The sequence below is a fragment of the Aegicerativicinus sediminis genome (assembly GCF_015476115.1).
Lineage (GTDB): Bacteria > Bacteroidota > Bacteroidia > Flavobacteriales > Flavobacteriaceae > Aegicerativicinus > Aegicerativicinus sediminis.
Genome location: NZ_CP064295.1, coordinates 1359227 through 1377868, shown reverse-complemented (window position 1 = coordinate 1377868; position 18642 = coordinate 1359227). Strand labels below are relative to the sequence as shown.

The 18642-nt window shown below is 37.3% G+C and carries 12 protein-coding genes; 4 read left to right on the top strand and 8 right to left on the bottom strand.

The annotated features are described in order from the left end of the window. Positions 1 to 20 precede the first annotated feature (20 nt). The 3 genes from mnmG to ISU00_RS05825 form a co-directional block, all read right to left on the bottom strand. The gene (gene mnmG / locus ISU00_RS05835) at positions 21 to 1892 is read right to left on the bottom strand and encodes a tRNA uridine-5-carboxymethylaminomethyl(34) synthesis enzyme MnmG (RefSeq protein WP_228853111.1); all 1872 of its coding nucleotides are present in this window, start codon (positions 1890 to 1892) and stop codon (positions 21 to 23) included. 67 nt (positions 1893 to 1959) lie between these two features. Further along, positions 1960 to 2376 carry an rRNA maturation RNase YbeY gene (gene ybeY / locus ISU00_RS05830; RefSeq protein ID WP_228853110.1) on the bottom strand — a complete coding sequence of 139 codons (417 nt, stop codon included), beginning with the start codon at positions 2374 to 2376 and terminating at the stop codon, positions 1960 to 1962. After that, positions 2363 to 5512 (bottom strand): DUF4175 family protein, encoded by a 3150-nt coding sequence (locus ISU00_RS05825; protein ID WP_317174346.1) that lies wholly within the window; start codon positions 5510 to 5512, stop codon positions 2363 to 2365. The genes ybeY and ISU00_RS05825 overlap by 14 nt, the downstream gene beginning before the upstream one ends. A gap of 482 nt (positions 5513 to 5994) precedes the next feature. Between ISU00_RS05825 and gltX the strand changes: the two genes are divergently transcribed. Then, positions 5995 to 7506, top strand: coding sequence for a glutamate--tRNA ligase (gltX, locus tag ISU00_RS05820; protein ID WP_228853108.1), 1512 nt, complete (start codon positions 5995 to 5997; stop codon positions 7504 to 7506). A gap of 1 nt (position 7507) precedes the next feature. On the opposite strand, the gene ISU00_RS05815 is transcribed toward gltX, so the two are convergent. After that, positions 7508 to 8197: a hypothetical protein gene (locus ISU00_RS05815; protein WP_228853107.1), complete on the bottom strand. Its 690-nt coding sequence runs from the start codon at positions 8195 to 8197 to the stop codon at positions 7508 to 7510. A 73-nt stretch (positions 8198 to 8270) separates the two neighbouring features. Between ISU00_RS05815 and ISU00_RS05810 the strand changes: the two genes are divergently transcribed. Then, entirely contained in the window at positions 8271 to 9197 is a 927-nt protein-coding gene (locus ISU00_RS05810; protein WP_228853106.1) for an SPFH domain-containing protein, read from the top strand. Between the two features lie 26 nt (positions 9198 to 9223). Here ISU00_RS05810 and ISU00_RS05805 read toward each other — a convergent pair whose 3' ends face one another. From ISU00_RS05805 to ISU00_RS05790, 4 genes are all read right to left on the bottom strand, one after another. Continuing rightward, positions 9224 to 9427, bottom strand: a complete 204-nt coding sequence (locus tag ISU00_RS05805; protein WP_228853105.1) for a hypothetical protein — start codon at positions 9425 to 9427, stop codon at positions 9224 to 9226. A 52-nt stretch (positions 9428 to 9479) separates the two neighbouring features. Then, entirely contained in the window at positions 9480 to 10640 is a 1161-nt protein-coding gene (locus tag ISU00_RS05800; protein ID WP_228853104.1) for a GNAT family N-acetyltransferase, read from the bottom strand. A gap of 66 nt (positions 10641 to 10706) precedes the next feature. Then, entirely contained in the window at positions 10707 to 11189 is a 483-nt protein-coding gene (locus ISU00_RS05795) for a DUF1761 domain-containing protein (RefSeq protein WP_228853103.1), read from the bottom strand. Between the two features lie 65 nt (positions 11190 to 11254). Continuing rightward, a complete protein-coding gene (locus ISU00_RS05790) occupies positions 11255 to 13312 on the bottom strand; it encodes a glutamine--tRNA ligase/YqeY domain fusion protein (RefSeq protein ID WP_228853102.1) in 2058 nt (685 codons plus the stop codon). 516 nt (positions 13313 to 13828) lie between these two features. Here ISU00_RS05790 and ISU00_RS05785 point away from each other — a divergent pair. Further along, complete coding sequence (locus tag ISU00_RS05785; RefSeq protein ID WP_228853101.1) at positions 13829 to 16507, top strand: Ig-like domain-containing protein; 2679 nt, start codon at positions 13829 to 13831, stop codon at positions 16505 to 16507. A 6-nt stretch (positions 16508 to 16513) separates the two neighbouring features. Continuing rightward, the gene (locus ISU00_RS05780) at positions 16514 to 18634 is read left to right on the top strand and encodes a PorP/SprF family type IX secretion system membrane protein (RefSeq protein WP_228853100.1); all 2121 of its coding nucleotides are present in this window, start codon (positions 16514 to 16516) and stop codon (positions 18632 to 18634) included. Positions 18635 to 18642: the final 8 nt, after the last annotated feature.

Genomic DNA, 18642 nt, shown 5'->3' with positions numbered 1-18642 from the left:
TTTCACGTGGAACATAAAGCTTATCTGCCCATATAAACCAACAAAACAGAAACATCAGCAGGAGAAACACCGCTTATTCTGGAAGCCTGAGAAACGGTTACGGGTCTGATTTTGGAGAGTTTTTCACGAGCTTCCATACTCATGGACTTCAAAAGAGTATAATCAAAATTTGATGGGATTTTTACATCCTCTAGACGATGTAATTTATCAGCATTATTTTTTTCTTTCCTAATATAGCCAGAATATTTAACCTGTATTTCCGCTTGCTCCAAAACCTCAGAATCTAATTGATTTTGTAAAACATATTCTTTCACGGATTCAACTTTTTGCATGTCATCCATATCAATATTTGGTCGCGCAAAAACTTTGAACAATTTACCAGATTGAATAACAGGGGCAGAATTTTTAGATTCTAAAATTGGGTTTATTTCCTCGGGCGTAACTGATGTTGATTCGAAAAAGCTAACGAAATCATCAGAAGCCTTTTGTTTCGCTTCCATTCTTATCATGCGTTCTGCAGACGCCAAACCAATTTCAAAAGACCTTGGCGTTAACCTAAAATCAGCGTTATCTTGTCGAAGTAAAGTTCTGTATTCAGCCCTAGAAGTGAACATACGGTATGGTTCCTCAGTACCTTTGGTAATTAAGTCATCTATAAGAACGCCGATATAAGCCTCATCTCGCTTTAATATGAACTCATCTTTATCCTGTATTTTAAGAGCGGCATTAATTCCGGCCAACAAGCCTTGGGAAGCCGCCTCTTCATAACCAGTTGTCCCATTTATTTGACCAGCAAAATAAAGGTTATCGACTAATTTGGTTTCTAGGGTATGCTTTAACTGAGTGGGGGGGAAATAGTCATATTCTATGGCATAACCAGGTCTAAAAAATTTCACATTTTCAAAACCAGCCACGGAACGCAATGATTTAAATTGAACATCCTCCGGAAGGGAGGTGGAAAATCCATTAACATAAACTTCAACCGTATTCCAACCTTCTGGCTCTACGAAAATCTGATGACGATCCTTATCAGCGAACCTATTAATTTTGTCCTCAATTGACGGACAATATCTAGGCCCAATACTTTTAATTCTACCATTAAACATAGGCGACCTGTCAAAACCTTCTCTAAGCAAATCATGGACCTCTTCACTAGTGTAAGTCATGTGACAGGACCTTTGGTGTTTCAAAGGTTTCGTAATCGGCAAATAAGAAAACTTTTCAGGCTTGGCATCACCAGGTTGTTCAATCATTTTAGAATAATCCAACGACCTACCGTCAACACGAGGAGGTGTACCGGTCTTCATTCGTCCAGAATCAAAACCTAGCTCCTCAAGCTCACCAGTTAAACCAACAGCCGCACGCTCACCTGCCCTTCCTCCTCCAAAATTTTTTTCACCTATATGAATCAATCCATTCAAAAAAGTTCCATTTGTCAAAACAACTGATCTGCCCCTTATTTCAATTCCCAAAGAAGTTTTAACCCCACAAACTTTACCAGATTCAACCAATAATCCAACCGCCATTTCCTGATAAAAATCTAAATTTGGCGTACGCTCAAGCATGAGGCGCCAGTCTTCCGCAAATCTCATCCGGTCACTTTGAACCCGAGGACTCCACATAGCAGGACCCTTAGATTTATTGAGCATCTTAAATTGGATAGCGGAGGTATCACTTACAATACCACTATACCCGCCTAAAGCGTCTATTTCACGCACAATTTGGCCTTTGGCAATTCCGCCCATAGCTGGATTGCAAGACATTTGAGCGATGTTTTGAAGATTCATCGTTACCAAAAGAGTTTTACAGCCGAGATTAGCGGCTGCAGCTGCAGCCTCACTGCCAGCATGGCCTCCTCCAACAACTATTACATCATAAATGTCTGAAAACATAAAATCGAACAATGTTTCACGTGGAACAATCCACTTGTGTAAAATGTCGGCAAATATACACCGAAAACTAAACTTCTGAAAACGATGCCATATAGAGTTCCTCTTTGCCGCGCATTAAAGAAACATCTTCAGGGCTTTTATCCTTGTAACCACAATAATGAAGCACACCATGGACCATTACTCTTTTAAGTTCAGAATGGAAAGATTCACCATAAAGCAAAGAGTTTTCTTTAACCCTATCAACTGATATGTAAATATCTCCATGTAATTCTTTTCCTACAGAATAATCAAAACTAATAATGTCGGTATAAGTATCATGTTGCAAATAATCTTGATTAATTTTTAGAAGGTAATCATCTGTACAAAAGATATAATTAATGTCTCCTTCACTAGCGTTTTCATTTTGAATTACATTACTTATCCATTTTGAATAAGCCTTCTCATTATTCAATTCAAAATCGGTTTGGTAGTTAAAACTGATCATTGTCTTTTCGAAAATATTCTTGAACCTTCTTCTTATAAACCGGTTGCAAAGGTAAGGCCTGCCTATTCAATATTTCAATAGAATTAAAATACTTCTTAGCATCTGGGAGCGACAAGTTAGGGCCCAATTCAAAATCTTTATCATTAGTTTTAGATTTTCGCTGATCATCTTGTTCTTGAAGAAAAGTGGCGTTATCCAACTTTAACAATTGGTGTTTTAAATCTAACATTCTTTGAAGGGTCTGATTAGTAAACCCCTTATTGATAAGTTCCAATTCAACCCTCTCCATATCCTTAACCAATTTACTTAACTGCGGATCACCTTCATTTTGTTTCAACTTATCTTCCAAAAGATTTCGCAACTCTTGTTGGCGTTGGTAAATTTCAAACAACTTTTCACTCATGATTTCATTTTGCTGATCGCCATCCCCATTTTCCCCATCCTCATCTCCTTCATTTCCATCACCATTATTTTCCCCTTTTTGTTCACCTTCTTTATCCCCTTCTTCGCCCTTTTCTCCCTTTTCTCCCAATTTCTCATTCTGTTCGCCTTCCTTCATCCCCTCCTGCATTTGACGGTTCAATTCTTCTTGACTCATAATAATGTCAGGCAATTGCATTTCACTAGAGGAACCTTGCCCAGAGCCAGAACTCATTTGTTGTTCCATATTGTCTAACGCATCACTTAAAAAATTTGCCAATTCATTGGTTGCTGTCACCACATATTGTTGCGCAGCAACACCTTGATAAAGCTGATTTTCTGAGAGAAGTGACAAAGATTTGTCAATATTAAAAAACACATTGGTAATTTGTTTATTTACTTGTTCTGAGATCATTGGTTGTCTCAAAGACAGTGCAAACAAGCTGTCATCAATATGTTCAAAATGCTCGCGTAATTCATTTTGGGAACGCAAGAATTTCCCGTAATTGTTATGATCAACATTTATTTTTCTAAACTGTTTCATTAACCCCTCTTCATCAAAAGAGAATAGCACAAGATTATCAAGAATCTGTCGGAGCATTTCTACATCTTCGGCCAGTTGCTCCTGCCCTCCGGCTGCAGCCATTTGCTGGAGCTTTTCGCTTAACATTTTAATTTTATCCCCTGCTGATTTTTGTTTCTGCTCAGCCTTCTTCTGTTGTTCTTGCCCTTGCTGGGAGTCCTCACCCTCGTTCCCAGACGAATTGTCCTTACCAAGATTCTGAGAGGCTTCCCTTTGGTCTTTTTGAATACTCTCAGATTCCTTCGGATCATCCGGCAGATCCATCGGTTTCTTTAACGCTTTATTGTCTTTATTAAGTTCCTCTAATTGTTCATCAAGACTATCAAATCTATCATTTAACTCGTCTTGTTTCTCTTTGGTATTTTCCTTTAAATCTTTATTGGAAAGATCTATTTGATCCTTAGACAGCTGTTCTAGTTCCGACTGAATTTTTGCCGCTTTAGCTGAAACAAAATAGCGTTTTGTAAGCTCTAAAATTTGCTCAAGACTCCTCTTCTTGTTCTTGTTTTGTTTGGCTAATTCCTCAAGCTTTTGAGAAAAATCTTCTTTTTGGATTTTCTCCTGTAATTTTTCTAACTCTTCAAGAAGTTTCTCATCCTCCTGAAGCTGCTCCTCATTTTCTTCAAGGCGCTTTAAAAGATCTTCTTTAAATTGATCATTAGTTTTATCATTCTCAAAATCTTGAATGTTTTCTTTTAATTGCTTGTTGAAGTTTTGCATTAACTGTTCCTGCTCCTTTTGTCTCTTAAAAAAACTTTCAAAATTCTTACGGTCATTGAAGTTAAGTTGCTCCTTTTCCTTCTGGGTTTTAGACAATTCTTCAAGCCTTTTATCCTGATCGTTTAATTTGTCAAAAGAATCATTCAGCTCCTGTATTGTTTCCTTTTGTTGATTAAGATTAAATTCATTCTCCTCATCCTTGGTTAATTTTCTATAACTAAAGACCGTGCTTTTTACACTTTTATTACCATGAAAGGGGTCGTTGTCGAACAACTGTAAATAAAGATTGTAATTAACCCCATCTTCCAAATCTAAATTTGCGGGGAACACAGCAGAAAATTCAGAGAAATTGGAATTGGAAACAATCAAATCTATATTTTTTACCCTATCTTCATGGTTTTCAGGATAATAAACCAATTGAAGTTTAGATATTCCATAATCATCGCTCGCCTGTCCTAAAAAATAAAGCGTCCTTTGATTTACAGAATCACGTTCAGATTTAACAATCAACTCCGGATACTGATCCTTAACCACGGATATAGCAAATTCTAACTGTTCATAATCCTTTAAATCTTCATTGCTTGAACTTATGCTATAATTAATGCTATTAAATATCGATTTATCATAAATAAAAGCATCCTCCTCTTTTTGAAAAAAAGCGGAATCTTGAGCATAGAACCGCACATCGGTGGTCGACTCTGTTATGATCTTCCATTTAATAGAAGTGCCCTCAGGAACTGTTGCATTTCCTGAACCTTTAATTGTCTCATCTTTCTTACGGGTATACGAGGGGTAATCTAAAACCATTTCAAAATTTACCATTGAGGGAACTTTTAAAACAACAATCTCATAGTCTTTAGAGGTAATACCGTTAGCCATTAAATTGAAAGACACACCCTCCTTTAATCTAGGAAAATTGTATTGAAACTGACCTGGTTGTAAATTCTGAAGAAAATAGGTTTGACCATCATAATTTATTTGGGCATTGTCAGGAACAACATTCCCGGCAGCAGAAATCCTAAGAGTAAATTCTTCGTTTTCAATAGCGGTTAAATCCTCGTTTAAGACATAAAACTGAAATGGCGCTGGAGGCTCGTAAGAGGTTTGGTAATTAACAACTCGCTTATAGCTTTCGCCAAACCAATTTATCTTGCCGGAAACCCAAGAAACCAATATAATAACCAAGGGTATTGCAGCATACTTCAAGTATTTTAAGTTGTTTTTGAAATTAACCGCAAACTTAAAGGGAACAGGTTGCAAATCGGCAGATTTCTGCTCAATACTTGCCATCAATAATTCCGAAGTTGAGGATTGGTGTTTTAGCTGCAGTACGTTTAAAAGCTTATCATTAACTTCTGGGAAATGGCGTCCAATAATCTTGGAAGCTGTTTCATAATCAATGCCCTTTTTCAATTTAAACAATTTGGCCAACGGTATGATTATGAATTTTACCAAGAGACCAAATTCAACAAGAACAAAAACCCAGAACAGTATAGTCCTGGCAGCCGGTTTTAGCCATAGATTATACTCTATAGCTAAAATCAAAATAAGGTACAATAGCCCGATGGCGAAAAAGAGTATTGCCCCTTTAAGCAATTCATTCGCATAAAAGCGCCTAATAAATTGTTCTAACTTGTGTTGTATCCTTTCAAAATTGGTCATAACTCCTTTTTCATTAACTATTTCAGGTACAGGAAGCCCTTTTTAGTGCAATTACTACTAAACTACAATAATATTTTATTCGCTTTACTGTTAAAACTTCTAACTTTCTGTTAATTAAGATAAACGGTAAAATTGAGAATTTACTTATGGAAACTGCAGAAAATCTTTTTTAAGACGATTGTCGCTTTGTCCTTATGACCTCCTACTCTATCTTTGCAGCCTAAATTTGGATGATGGAAACTAAAGTTAGGGTTCGCTTTGCACCTAGCCCAACTGGGCCTTTGCATATAGGAGGGGTTAGGACCGCTCTTTTCAATTTTTTATTTGCGAAAAAACACGGTGGTGACTTTGTATTAAGAATAGAAGATACAGATCAGAATCGCTATGTAGAAGGAGCTGAGGATTACATTGTAGAATCTTTAAATTGGTGTGGTATTCCATTTGATGAAGGTCCCGGTAAAGAAAGAGAAAATGGGCCTTACCGACAAAGTGAACGCAAGGCAGTCTATAGGAAATATGCTGAAAAATTGGTAGAGAATGGATATGCATATTATGCCTTTGATACAGCTGAAACGTTAGATTTTCACAGAAAAGACCATGAAGCTAAAGGAAAAACATTTATCTATAATTGGCACAATCGATTGAAGCTAAAAAATAGCCTTTCCCTTTCAAAAGAAGAAGTTGAGCAACTAATACAAAACGGGGATGAATATGTAATCCGCTTTAAATCTCCAGAGAATGAAACCATTCTTTTAAATGATTTGGTCCGTGGAGAAATTACCATAGATACTAGTATTTTAGATGACAAGGTATTGTTTAAAAGCGATGGTATGCCAACCTACCATTTAGCCAATATTGTCGATGACCACCTAATGGAAATTACCCATGTAATCCGGGGCGAAGAATGGTTGCCTTCACTAGCCTTACACTATATGTTATATCGATCCTTCGGATGGGAAGCGCCAATTTTTGCCCATCTTCCCCTCATACTTAAACCGTCCGGCAAAGGAAAATTGAGTAAGCGAGATGGCGATGCTTTAGGTTTTCCCGTTTTTCCGTTGGAATGGAGGGATCCAAAAAATGGAGATATTGCCAAGGGTTTCAGAGAAGAAGGTTATCTGCCAGAAGCACTAATTAACTTCTTGGCCTTCTTAGGATGGAATCCTGGCACGGAACAGGAAATTTTCTCTATAGATGAATTAGTTGAAGCATTTAGTTTCGATAAAGTAAACAAGGCAGGTTCTCGGTTTGACCCAGATAAAGTAAAATGGTTTAACCACCATTACATTCAAAATAGTACAGATGTTCAATTAGCAAAAATTTTACAATCTAGCAGAGCTGAACTAAAAGAGATGGATCCTCAATATATCGAGTTAGTAGCTGGCCTTGTTAAGGAGCGTGCAAATCTAACTTCAGATTTATGGGACCTTACCCGGTATTTTTTTAAGGCTCCCAGGGATTATGATGAAACCGCCATAAAAAAGGCTATAAAGGATGACACCGCCACCATACTTTCAAAGGTAAGAGATATCGTGGTTCATCTGCATGAATTTACTAAAGACAATATAGAATCTCAGGTAAAAGAATGGATTAAAACGGAAGGCCTTGGTTTTGGAAAGGTAATGATGCCTTTAAGAGTGGCATTAGTTGGTTCCCTGCAAGGAATAGATGTGTTTGAGATTATGTTTTTAATAGGTAAAAACGAGTCAGTCTCACGTATTGAAAAGCTAATCCAATCTATCTAAACTACAATATAATCATTGCAGTAAAGGCCAACATAGATTGATTTCCCTTAAATTTTGAACCTCCAGATCCAGAGGTGTCTAAATTATCCTTATTTAGCTTGTTCAGTATGTTGGTGAACCCATGAATATACTGTCCCCTAAGTTTAAATCCTTTGAAGCCCGCTGTAATACCAACAGCGCCATTGACATTAAATTTGGTGATATTAGAAATGTCACCGGCGGTGAGATTATTATAAGTGGAAAGAATTTTGTCTTGATCACCATCATTCTTCAATTCCATTTCGCTATTGTATTGCAGCATGGGGCCCAAATCAATGGTGATATAATCTTGCAACAATTTCAAATGAAATAGAAATGCTACTTGGGTGGTGAAAATTTTATATTCAATCGGCTCAATAGACGTTTCCAATCCACCGGGGAGATTGGCATAAACATCCAAATTATTTTGAGACAGTTGTATGTTATAACTAACTGTGTACCATTTATGTGGCAAATCAACTGTTGCCGCAAGCCCTGCAATCCAGCCTTGGGAACTTTCTGTTTTAAAATTATCTGTATTTATATCAAATTGGGTTAACCCTCCAAAAAGACCAATCCCGTTTCTAATGGCATATCTTTGGTGTTGTGCAAAGGAAACTGTAACAAAACCTATGGTAACCAATACTAATAATATACAATGTCTTTTAAGCATAATATAAAACTTATTGCGACAAATATAGCGTAAATTAGTAATCCTGATTTTTTAACCATTTAAATTCACTATCATGGGCTCTTACATTTTAATTCCGATCCTGTTTATTGGTCTTATCATCCTTCTTTCTTCTTTCTTTATTGTGAGGCAGCAAACTTCAGCAATAATTGAACGTTTCGGTAGGTTTCAGGCAATTAAGCCATCTGGCCTGCAAATGAAAATTCCAATTATTGATCGCGTGGCTGGAAGACTAAGTCTTAAAATACAGCAATTGGATGTTATTGTGGAAACCAAAACAAAGGACGATGTTTTTGTGCGTCTAAAAGTTTCTGTTCAATTCGTTGTCATTAAAACAAAGGTTTATGACGCCTTTTACAAACTCGATTATCCCCATGATCAAATAACAAGTTATGTTTTCGACGTTGTGCGTGCTGAAGTGCCAAAAATGAAATTGGACGATGTGTTCTTAAAGAAAGACGACATAGCTATTGCGGTAAAATCTGAATTGAATGACGCCATGCTGGAATATGGCTTCGACATAATTAAAACTCTCGTTACAGATATAGATCCTGATGCTCAGGTAAAAACAGCTATGAACCGTATTAACGCAGCAGAACGCGAAAAAATCGCTGCACAATATGAAGGAGACGCTCAACGAATATTAATTGTTGAAAAAGCTAAGGCCGAGGCAGAAAGTAAGCGTTTACAAGGTCAAGGTATAGCCGACCAAAGACGTGAAATTGCACGCGGCCTGGAAGAGTCCGTAGAGGTTTTGAATAGAGTTGGTATCAATTCACAAGAAGCATCTGCGCTTATAGTTGTTACCCAGCATTATGACACCCTGCAGTCGATAGGTGAAGAAACAAACAGCAATTTAATCTTGTTGCCAAACTCTCCTCAAGCAGGGAGCGATATGCTAAACAATATGGTTGCAAGCTTTGCGGCAAGTAATCAAATTGGGGAAGCAATGAAGCGTGCCCGTGAGAATAAAGAATCTTAAATTAAAAAGCCCCTGAGGGGCTTTTTTTAATGTTCTTTTTCATAATTGTCAACCATGCTCTTTAGGCTCTCCAAATATTCGTTTAAAGTGTTTTGGTCTATATCTGGGTTTTCCATATCCGGTATTGTCATTGGAGTTTCATCAAGATATTTATAGAGTTCTGGATGCTCTTCTTCAATTTGTCTTAACAAAGTGGATATTTCCGTGAGTAATTGTTGCGTCTTTTTCATGATAAGTCTTCTTTCATATAAAGCCTTAAGATACTAATAATGCTTAACCCTATCAAGTAAAATCCTGTCTGAAAGGATTTCTCGGAATCCAGTTTTCCTCCGGATTAAGCCAATTAAATATTGGTTTTAAAGCTATATTCCATAACCTATTAGTATGAAAGATATACATGAACATCGGCTTAGCCTCCGCTCCTACTGAACTCTTGATTTCCAATGCGGTTCGCGCATAGACAACTTTTTGGAATTTATTATCAATAGCATATTCTAGCATGCCGTACAACATATTTAGATAAAGTTGACGCTCTTTTAAACATTCCGAATTATAACCCAAAAAATAGGTCTCTAGTATATCACCATTAAGGATAAGGGTATAAAAACCTATTAATTTACCGTCCTCATAATAACCGAAAACCTTAAAATTATCTCCCAGTTTGTCTTTATATCTAACAAAATGGTCGGATGGAAGCACAAAAGTGTTGAATTTTGCATTATTTGAAACATTGAGATAAAGTGAATGCAAAATATCTTGTTCCCTTCTTAGAGAGGCTAAATCAAGCTCTTTAAGTTTTAAATCCTTGATTTTCCTCCTCGCCGTTAAATAACGTCGCCTATATTTTTTAGTCAATACGCCTGTGTAGGACGAATGTTCCGTCCAATTGGAAGGGATTAGAAGCTCCATGCTTGGCTGAACATAGGCTTTATAACCACACCACTCTTTGTCAAGAATACTGAAATCTAATCCATTAAATGAATCGTTAAAATCTTTTAATAGAACCATTTGAATTTTAATGCCCCGTGCCCGCAGTTCAGCGATATGCCTATCAACAGATTTTTTTAGGATATTAGACCAATCTGATGGTGATATTTTACTCTTATCATAATCAAATAAATGCTGTCCAGTATGTGTCAAATTTCCACAGACCAAAATATGTCCCTTTAAAAGGCATGATAGGGTTGATTTTATCTTGATTACAAATCGGTTATCAGGCCAATACCTCAACATATTGCCGACATTTAGTTTTACATGCTGAAAAAGGGCTCTGCCAACTATTTTTCCATCTTTAAAAACTGCTAGATAATAATTATGGATATTGCCCGGGGATCCTTGTTCTAGCGCTATTAGGAATTCTTTTTTCAGAAGATTATCATTCCCTATATCATCCCAACCTTCGGGAATTTCATGAGCTGTTGATAAAAGTTCAGAATGTAACAAGACAACAAAATAAAAGTTGCAACATAATATAATGCCGCAACCTATTATAGATTAAAAAATAACTATTTAAACCCAGCCACAGATAATTGCCCCCATAACGGTAAGGCATACGGTCCAAAATCCTGCATTAATTAGGATATATTTTGAACTTTTCCTTTCGAATAAAGCATTGGTACCGATTATTGGCAAAGCGATAAATAATCCAGCCAAAAACCCATGTAAAGCCCCATGTTTAAAAGTGCGAAATGCAGTTCCATAATCTGTCATGAACGCATCGAAGGAGGGTTTGGCGTTTTCAACATCTCCATTTACCAAGCTGACAACCCCAGATTGATGAACCACCAAGGCATATAGTGAAAAAGACAGCATGATCGCAAATAAGAGAGCAAGGCCAAATATCTTAGCCATATTTGCGCCTTTTAATTGATCTTCAGTAAGTCCTGCTGCATGCATCCATGCAGTACCAAAAACCTTCGGGTTATACCAAATAAAACCTACCACTAGAGTAGATAATGCCGCGACCAAAATGGCCAAAACGTTAAATTCCATAATGTTGATTAATTAGTTAAGTGATTAAATATATGGAATTTATGCTTTCAAGCAGAAACTATTTTCTAACTTAAACCCTGACCTTTTAGGATAACTGATGCCTCCGTAGATAAAATCTTAGAGCTGTCTTGGGCGCATTGTTGAAGAAAGTCAATACCTTCTGATGTTAATTTCATCCCATTCTGCAAAACAACCCCTAAGGCCAAGACCACTGCCGCTCTGGTACCAACCTTTTTGGCAGAAGTATTAAAGAGTGGTTCTAGGTCTGAATAATTTACACCTTTTGCTAATTCTAAAATCTCTGATTTTAACTTTAACTGTTTTTCTTCAGGATAATTCGTAAACTTTTTACCTATTTGTTTAATAATTTCAATAGGAGGGCGTTGCTGAACTGGCTGAGGTTTTTTAGGTTCTTTTTTTACATGTTCTTGCTTTGGCTGCAATTTTGCCCATGTGTCACGCAAGCCAACTGTTTTATTGAATATTAATTTTTCGTAAGAACTCTCTGGATCAACACAGAAATACCCTAACCTTTGAAATTGGTACCTATGCCCTACCTCCGCAGATGTAAGTGAAGGCTCAACATAGGCCTGTTTAATAACTAAGGACTCTGGATTCAAAAATTCTAAAAAGTCTTTTTCGGGATGGCTGTCTGGAGCCTCGTCCATGAATAGTCTATCGTATTCTCGAACCTCAGCCTCTAAAGCATGTTGAGAAGAAACCCAATGTAAAGTGCCCTTCACCTTTCTTAAACTAGCCTCAGTACCGCTTCCGCTTAAACTATCGGGATCGTAGCTACAATGAATAACCGTGATATTTCCATTTTCATCCTTCTCTACCGATTCTCCTTTAATAATATATGCATTCTTTAAACGGACTTCTTTACCCAAGGTGAGCCTAAAATATTTACTATTAGCACTTTCCATAAAGTCCTCTTTTTCTATAAACAAAATCTTGGAAAATGGAACTTTACGAGAGCCCGCAGATTCATCCTCCGGATTATTTTCTGCTTCTAGCCACTCTTCCTTATCGTTCGGATAATTATCGATAATTAATTTAATGGGGTCAACAACAGCCATAACACGAGGGGCCCGTTGATTAAGATCTTCTCTTATACAAAATTCCAGCAGCGAAACATCGATGACATTATCTCGTTTAGCTACACCTACCCTATTTACAAATTCCCTTATGGCTTCTGGTGTGTAACCTCGTCTTCTCAGACCAGAAATTGTAGGCATTCTGGGGTCATCCCAGCCACTAACATAACCCTCTTGAACCAATTTGAGCAACTTCCGCTTACTCATTATGGTATAGCTTAAATTAAGTCGTGCAAATTCACGCTGTTTTGGTTGTAGCGGTAATTCTTCCTTTTGATAATCGTAAACAATCTCTTTAAACCAATCATATAATTCACGGTGAGGTTTAAATTCTAACGAACAAAGAGAATGAGATATCTGTTCAATATAATCGCTTTCTCCGTGCGTCCAATCGTACATAGGGTATATACACCAATCATTCCCGGTTCTATGATGCGCTTTATTCACTATCCTATACATTATAGGATCGCGCATCAACATATTTGGATGAGACATATCTATTTTGGCGCGCAGCACATGGCTGCCCTCTGGATACTCGCCATTTTTCATGCCTAAGAAAAGTTCCAGATTTTCATCAACACTTCTATCTCTAAAAGGACTGTTTACTCCTGATTGGGTAGGTGTTCCCTTTTGTTCCGCCATGGCTTCTGAAGATTGAGAATCCACATATGCCTTTCCCTCCTTGATCATCTGTACGGCCCAATCGTACAATTGTTGGAAATAGTCTGAAGAATATAATTCCTCGGCCCACGAATAACCCAACCACTTAATGTCCCGCTTAATTGCATCAACATATTCTTGTTCCTCCTTTGCTGGGTTAGTGTCATCAAACCTTAAATTAACGGGAGCGTTATACCTAAGACCTAAACCAAAACTTATTCCAATTGCCTTAGTGTGCCCAATGTGCAGATACCCATTAGGTTCTGGAGGAAACCGAAATTTCAATTTTTCAACAGGAAGGCCATTAGCAATATCTTCCTCTATTATATGCTCTAGAAAATTTAAGGATTTTGTTTCGTTTTTCATGTCTTTGGGCCTAAGGCTGCAAAATTATGGAAAATAGCAAAAGTTTGTTCCAAAAACAGAAATTATCCATTATGCCCAATTTCAGTTTTACGATATTCATTTTTCAGGATTTACAATATTAAAAAATTTAAAGATTTTTCTTACACCGTTTCCAAAATGTTAAAAGTTTTGCTCCAAAACTGACTTATTCGGTCCAATTTATGGCTTAAATCGGTTATCTGTAAATAACATTAACTTCAACAATTGGAGAAATCCATTGATATTCAACACTGTATTGAACTAACGTCTTGGTTTCGAGGATGCATCTTGAAATTCCAACAAATATTGTATAGGGTAAAAGAAAAAATGTTAATAAATGAAAATTTTTGGTCAAAAAGCTTTTTAGAATCAAATAAAAAATTAAATTTACATCGTTAAAAGGAATAATTTTATCGATGAAAGGATAAATTTAACAGTAAAGTACCCCGAACCGAACTGTTAATAACTTAACAAAAAACTAAACTTAACCGCTTAGAAATGGACAGAAACAGGCCCCAAGCTGCTCTACCTTTAATATGCCTTCTGCTTATGTTAGCATCGCTAACTGCTAGCGCACAGGTTCTAAAGCAGCCGACATTAGGTTTTTCTGCTCCTTGCATCTCCGCAAATTTTAATACTTATAATGTTGGTTTCAAGTGGGATCCACCATTAGTAGGCTCTGACAATCAATTTATCTTAGAATTATCGGATGCCAACGGTTCATTCAGTAACCCCGTTGAATTAAAATCATATTCAGATAAAAATGAAAATTTCAATTTTCAATTTGTGTTTTCATTCCCTACCGATATGTACGGAACTGGTTATAAGGTTCGAGTAAGAAGTACTAGTCCAGAATTAACAAGCCCTGAATCTGTGAGTTTCCCGGCATACTATTTAACAGTTAACCAAGCCTTAGTAATAAACAATTATGTTGGTTCAATTAATTTGTGTGATGGGGGAGAAGCCCAGATAGAGGTTACAAACTATCCTAACGAACCCGCCTATCGATGGTATAAAAACGGAGCGTTAATAAGCAATGAAACCGGTCCAACTCTAACCACAAGTCAACAAGGCATTTATTATGTGGAGTTAGATTATGGCACCTACTGTTCTAGTACAACTCTTTCAAATGCCGTGGAGGTAAACAGTGGACAACCCTTAGGAATACAAATAAATGAAACTGGACCAATTGAACTATACAATAACGACCAACCTTATTACTTAAGTGCAAATATAGACGATGCAGGATTAGTTTATCAGTGGTTTAAAGATGGACAGCCTGTATCTTCAGCTGGATATTATCCAAGTTTTGAAATTACTTCTTTAGCTGATGCTTCAGGAGAATGGGTGGTAGCAATAGAAAACCCTGGAGGATGTTCAGAAGTTTCAGATTCTGTGATGGTAACTTATAAAACCATAGAAGCTACTTTGGCTGCAAGCCCAGATTTATTGCTTCTTCCAGAGTCATCCTTAACCTTAACAGTTACAACCAACGCAACTTCTCCAACCTATATATGGTACCAAAATGGTTCCCAAATAACTGGTAGCACTGCATCAATAGATATTACTTCTCCTGGTACATATTTTGCCGAAGTGGTAGAATCTAACGGAAGTACTAGCGTGACTGTTCAGACTAATAGTTTGATAATTGAAACGCCAGCAAGCTTTACTTTTAAAATTGAGGTAGACGGTTCTTATGTGGCTTGCAGCAGTGGGTCAACCCAAATAGATTTAACGAGTATAACCGCTACTTTAAATAATGGCTCTACTCGTGAATTATATGATAGGTTAGCGGCTAAGTTTCAATATCAGTGGTATTTAAACGGAATTGCAGTTGCCGGAGAAACAAATGAAACAATTTCCTTAGACGATTACCTCCAAAATGGAACTTACTATTTAGCCGGAACAATTACCGGTTATCAGCCCCAGTCTAATCAAGTAGATATTTATTTAGGAGCTGCTGGAAATGTTACAATTTCTGAAACAGGTAATCTCTCATGCGACGGATCCACTACAGTTACATTAACTTCAAGTATTCAAGACGCTTCATATACTTACGAATGGTTTTATAATGGTAACTCAATTTCTGGCGAAACAGGTCATACCCTTGAAGCAAATGAAGAGGGAACTTATTATGTAAAAGTAACTGCCGATGGTTGTGCGTCAGATTCTAATGAAATAACGTTAAATGTAAGTGGAGGTGCTGAAAATGTTACAATTTCAGCAAGTGGATCACTTTCATGTGATGGATCTTCAACTGTAACCTTAACATCCGATATTCAAGACACGGCCTATTCTTATGAATGGATTTATAATGGCACTATTGTCTCTGGCGAATCAGGATTTACCTTAACAACCAACCAAGAGGGAACTTATTTTGTAAAAGTAACTGCCAACGGTTGTGTTACCAGCTCTAATGAAATAACTCTTGCCGCTGAAAGCAGCGAAGAATTAACTATTACGGAAACCGGAAGTCTTTCCTGTGATGGTTCTACTTCTGTAACCCTTACCGCAAGTATCCAAGATAATAATTACACATATAAATGGTACCAAAACGGAAACCTGTTATCCGATGTGTCTGGTTTTTCTATTGGCACCAACCAAGCTGGAACATATTACGTAACAGCTTCATTAAATGGATGTTCATCTAATTCTAATGAATTAACAATTATTGAAGCTGGTGCACCTGAAATAACAATAGATAATAGTGACTATATAGAATTAATCGAAGGAACATCAACAACAATTACCGCAATCGGCGCTGAATTCTACAATTGGTACAATGCAGATACAATGGACATGCTTTCATCTTCTTCGACAATTACCATCGATGCGGCTGGAAATTATTTAGTGATTGGAAACAGCAACGGATGTGAAGCTAGTCTATTGGTGACAGTGGTTATTAAAGAAACCGTTATCATCCCAAATACCGTAAGCCCAAACGGTGACGGATTTAACGATCAATGGTTTCTTCCCTCAAGTCTAACAAATAATGGTTCTGTGGAAATATCTATTTACACTGAGACCGGAAAAACAATATATAGAACAACCAATTATCAAAACAACTGGCCTGAAGCCTCTCAGTTGGGAACCCTTTCAGCCAACCCTGTTTATTTCTATACCATCGCAAAAGATGGCCAGGTTAAACATAAAGGGACAATAACCCTAATTTACTAGAAGATCATGAAACCTACTTTAGCCCTCATTCTGATATTTCTGCTTTCAGTAAATGACCTTTGGTCTCAGGAGGATCCCTACATCCCTCTTGAAATCCCAGCTCAGAACATGTTAAAATTTAACAGGTTCAGGTTGAATCCAACCTTTTCTACAGTGAGAGAAAATAAATCCTATATAAATGCCTATCACCGTAACCAATGGATTGAATATAACAACAACTATAGTACCTATTTGTTGAGTTACTCAGGTAGGGTTGGCGACAAAACTGGTTTAGGTTTGAGTTTGTACCAAGAAAAATATGGTGTAATTACCAACTTTGGTGTTTTAGCTAATTACGCTTATGGAGTAAGAGTTGCCGACAATTCTGTATTTACAATTGGTTTTAACCTTTCTTATTACAGTAGCAAATTCAACGAATCTGATGCGATAACAAGCGCTCAGGATCCATTATTCTCTCAATACGAAGGAAACTCCTTGGTTGGCATTCAGCCGGGTTTCAACCTTGCCATTGGTAATTTCGACGTTGGTTTATATGCTGAAAATTTGTTTGATTATAACTTCAAAACTCAAGAGAGCGTAACCGATTTCCCAGACAAAACTTTTACAGCGCATTTACAATATACATGGGACCTAAAGAATGCAGGCGGAATTATGGAGGGTGGACGCTTACTTTCACTTGCAAGAGGTCGTAAACCAGGAAAACAAGATATTAATTTAAGTGGAAGTTTGGTTTTAGACTTGCCAAGAATAGGATGGTTGCAAGGTGGATATGACGACTTCTACGGCGCTTCGGTCGGTGTTGGTTTTAATTTAGGAAGGCGTATTTCCGTGGGTTACACTTATGAAAAAGGCTTAAGCGGTGGTATTCAGAATTTTGGCGGCACCCACGAAGTTTCTTTTGCATATTCTTTCCAGCCTAACCTTACAGAAAATATGGTATTCTTTGATGACAAACCAAAAGAAACGGAAGTTGTAGCTGAGGTTGCTCCTAAAGAAAGCGCCAATAAAGAAGAGATTGAAAACCTAAGAAATCAAGTAGAAAAGAACAACGGCCTTATTGACCAACTGTATCTAAAACAAGATTCTATTGGCAAAAATAGAATGGCTGCAATGGATCAGCGATTCACTCCTAACGAGCATACGGCAAGAGCAAATGACGCCACCGTTCCTACAATTCATGAAGGGTTTCAGGGCTTAAAGTTAGCTTCCGGCGCCAACGGTCAATCAACCAATATTTACAAGCAACCAACAGAAAAACAAGAGGTAGCGGGTCTTCAACAAAACTCAGAAGCCAATACGGTTTTATTGGAGGAATTGAATGCAATTGAAGACTCTATTAGAAGAGTAGAGGAGGCGGAAGCTGAAAGATTGCACCAAGAGCGTTTAGCTCAAGCTGAGGCCGTAAGAAATGAAAAACTGGCGGAAGCCAGAAAAGAAGAATCATCTTCTGAAGCAGCGTACAAGAAAGCACTGAAAGCAAATAAAATTAAAAACAAAACCCTAAGAAATATTGAAGGTGTTGCTGATGGATATTATATCGTGGTGAATGTTTTTAGTACTGGAGAATATTTTGACAAGTTTACCGCAAAACTGGCTCAAACTGGCATTGACCACGAATACTTTACAAACAAGAGAAACAATTGGAAATATGTGTACTTAAAGCGTTTCGACTCTTGGAGAGAAGCAATAGCGGCCTACAGAAGTAACGTGGATGGCACCTATACTGAAAGCAAGTGGGTTATGCGCGTGGATAATGGTACTGGAACTAGGCCTTCTACAAAAAGCGCTTCGACCTTTGCCCCAAAGACAAGTTCAGGAAATCAAACAACTTCAAGAAACACGAGTTCTCCTAAGGTTGTAACGGACAATTTAGAGAACATCGATAAAGGATATTATGTGATTGCTGGTGTATTTACAGTTCCAAAAAATGCAGACAAATATTTAAAAACCCTCAACAGCTACGGATTGAATGCTAATTCTTTCATTCATCCAAAAAATAAATACCGCTACATCTTCATTGGGAAAGAAGATGCGTGGAATCCTGCCCTTCAAGTTTACCAAAACAACCTAACTCATCAGGGCATCAGGAATCTATGGATTATGCGGGTCAATATGGATCTAAATTAGGTATGGCT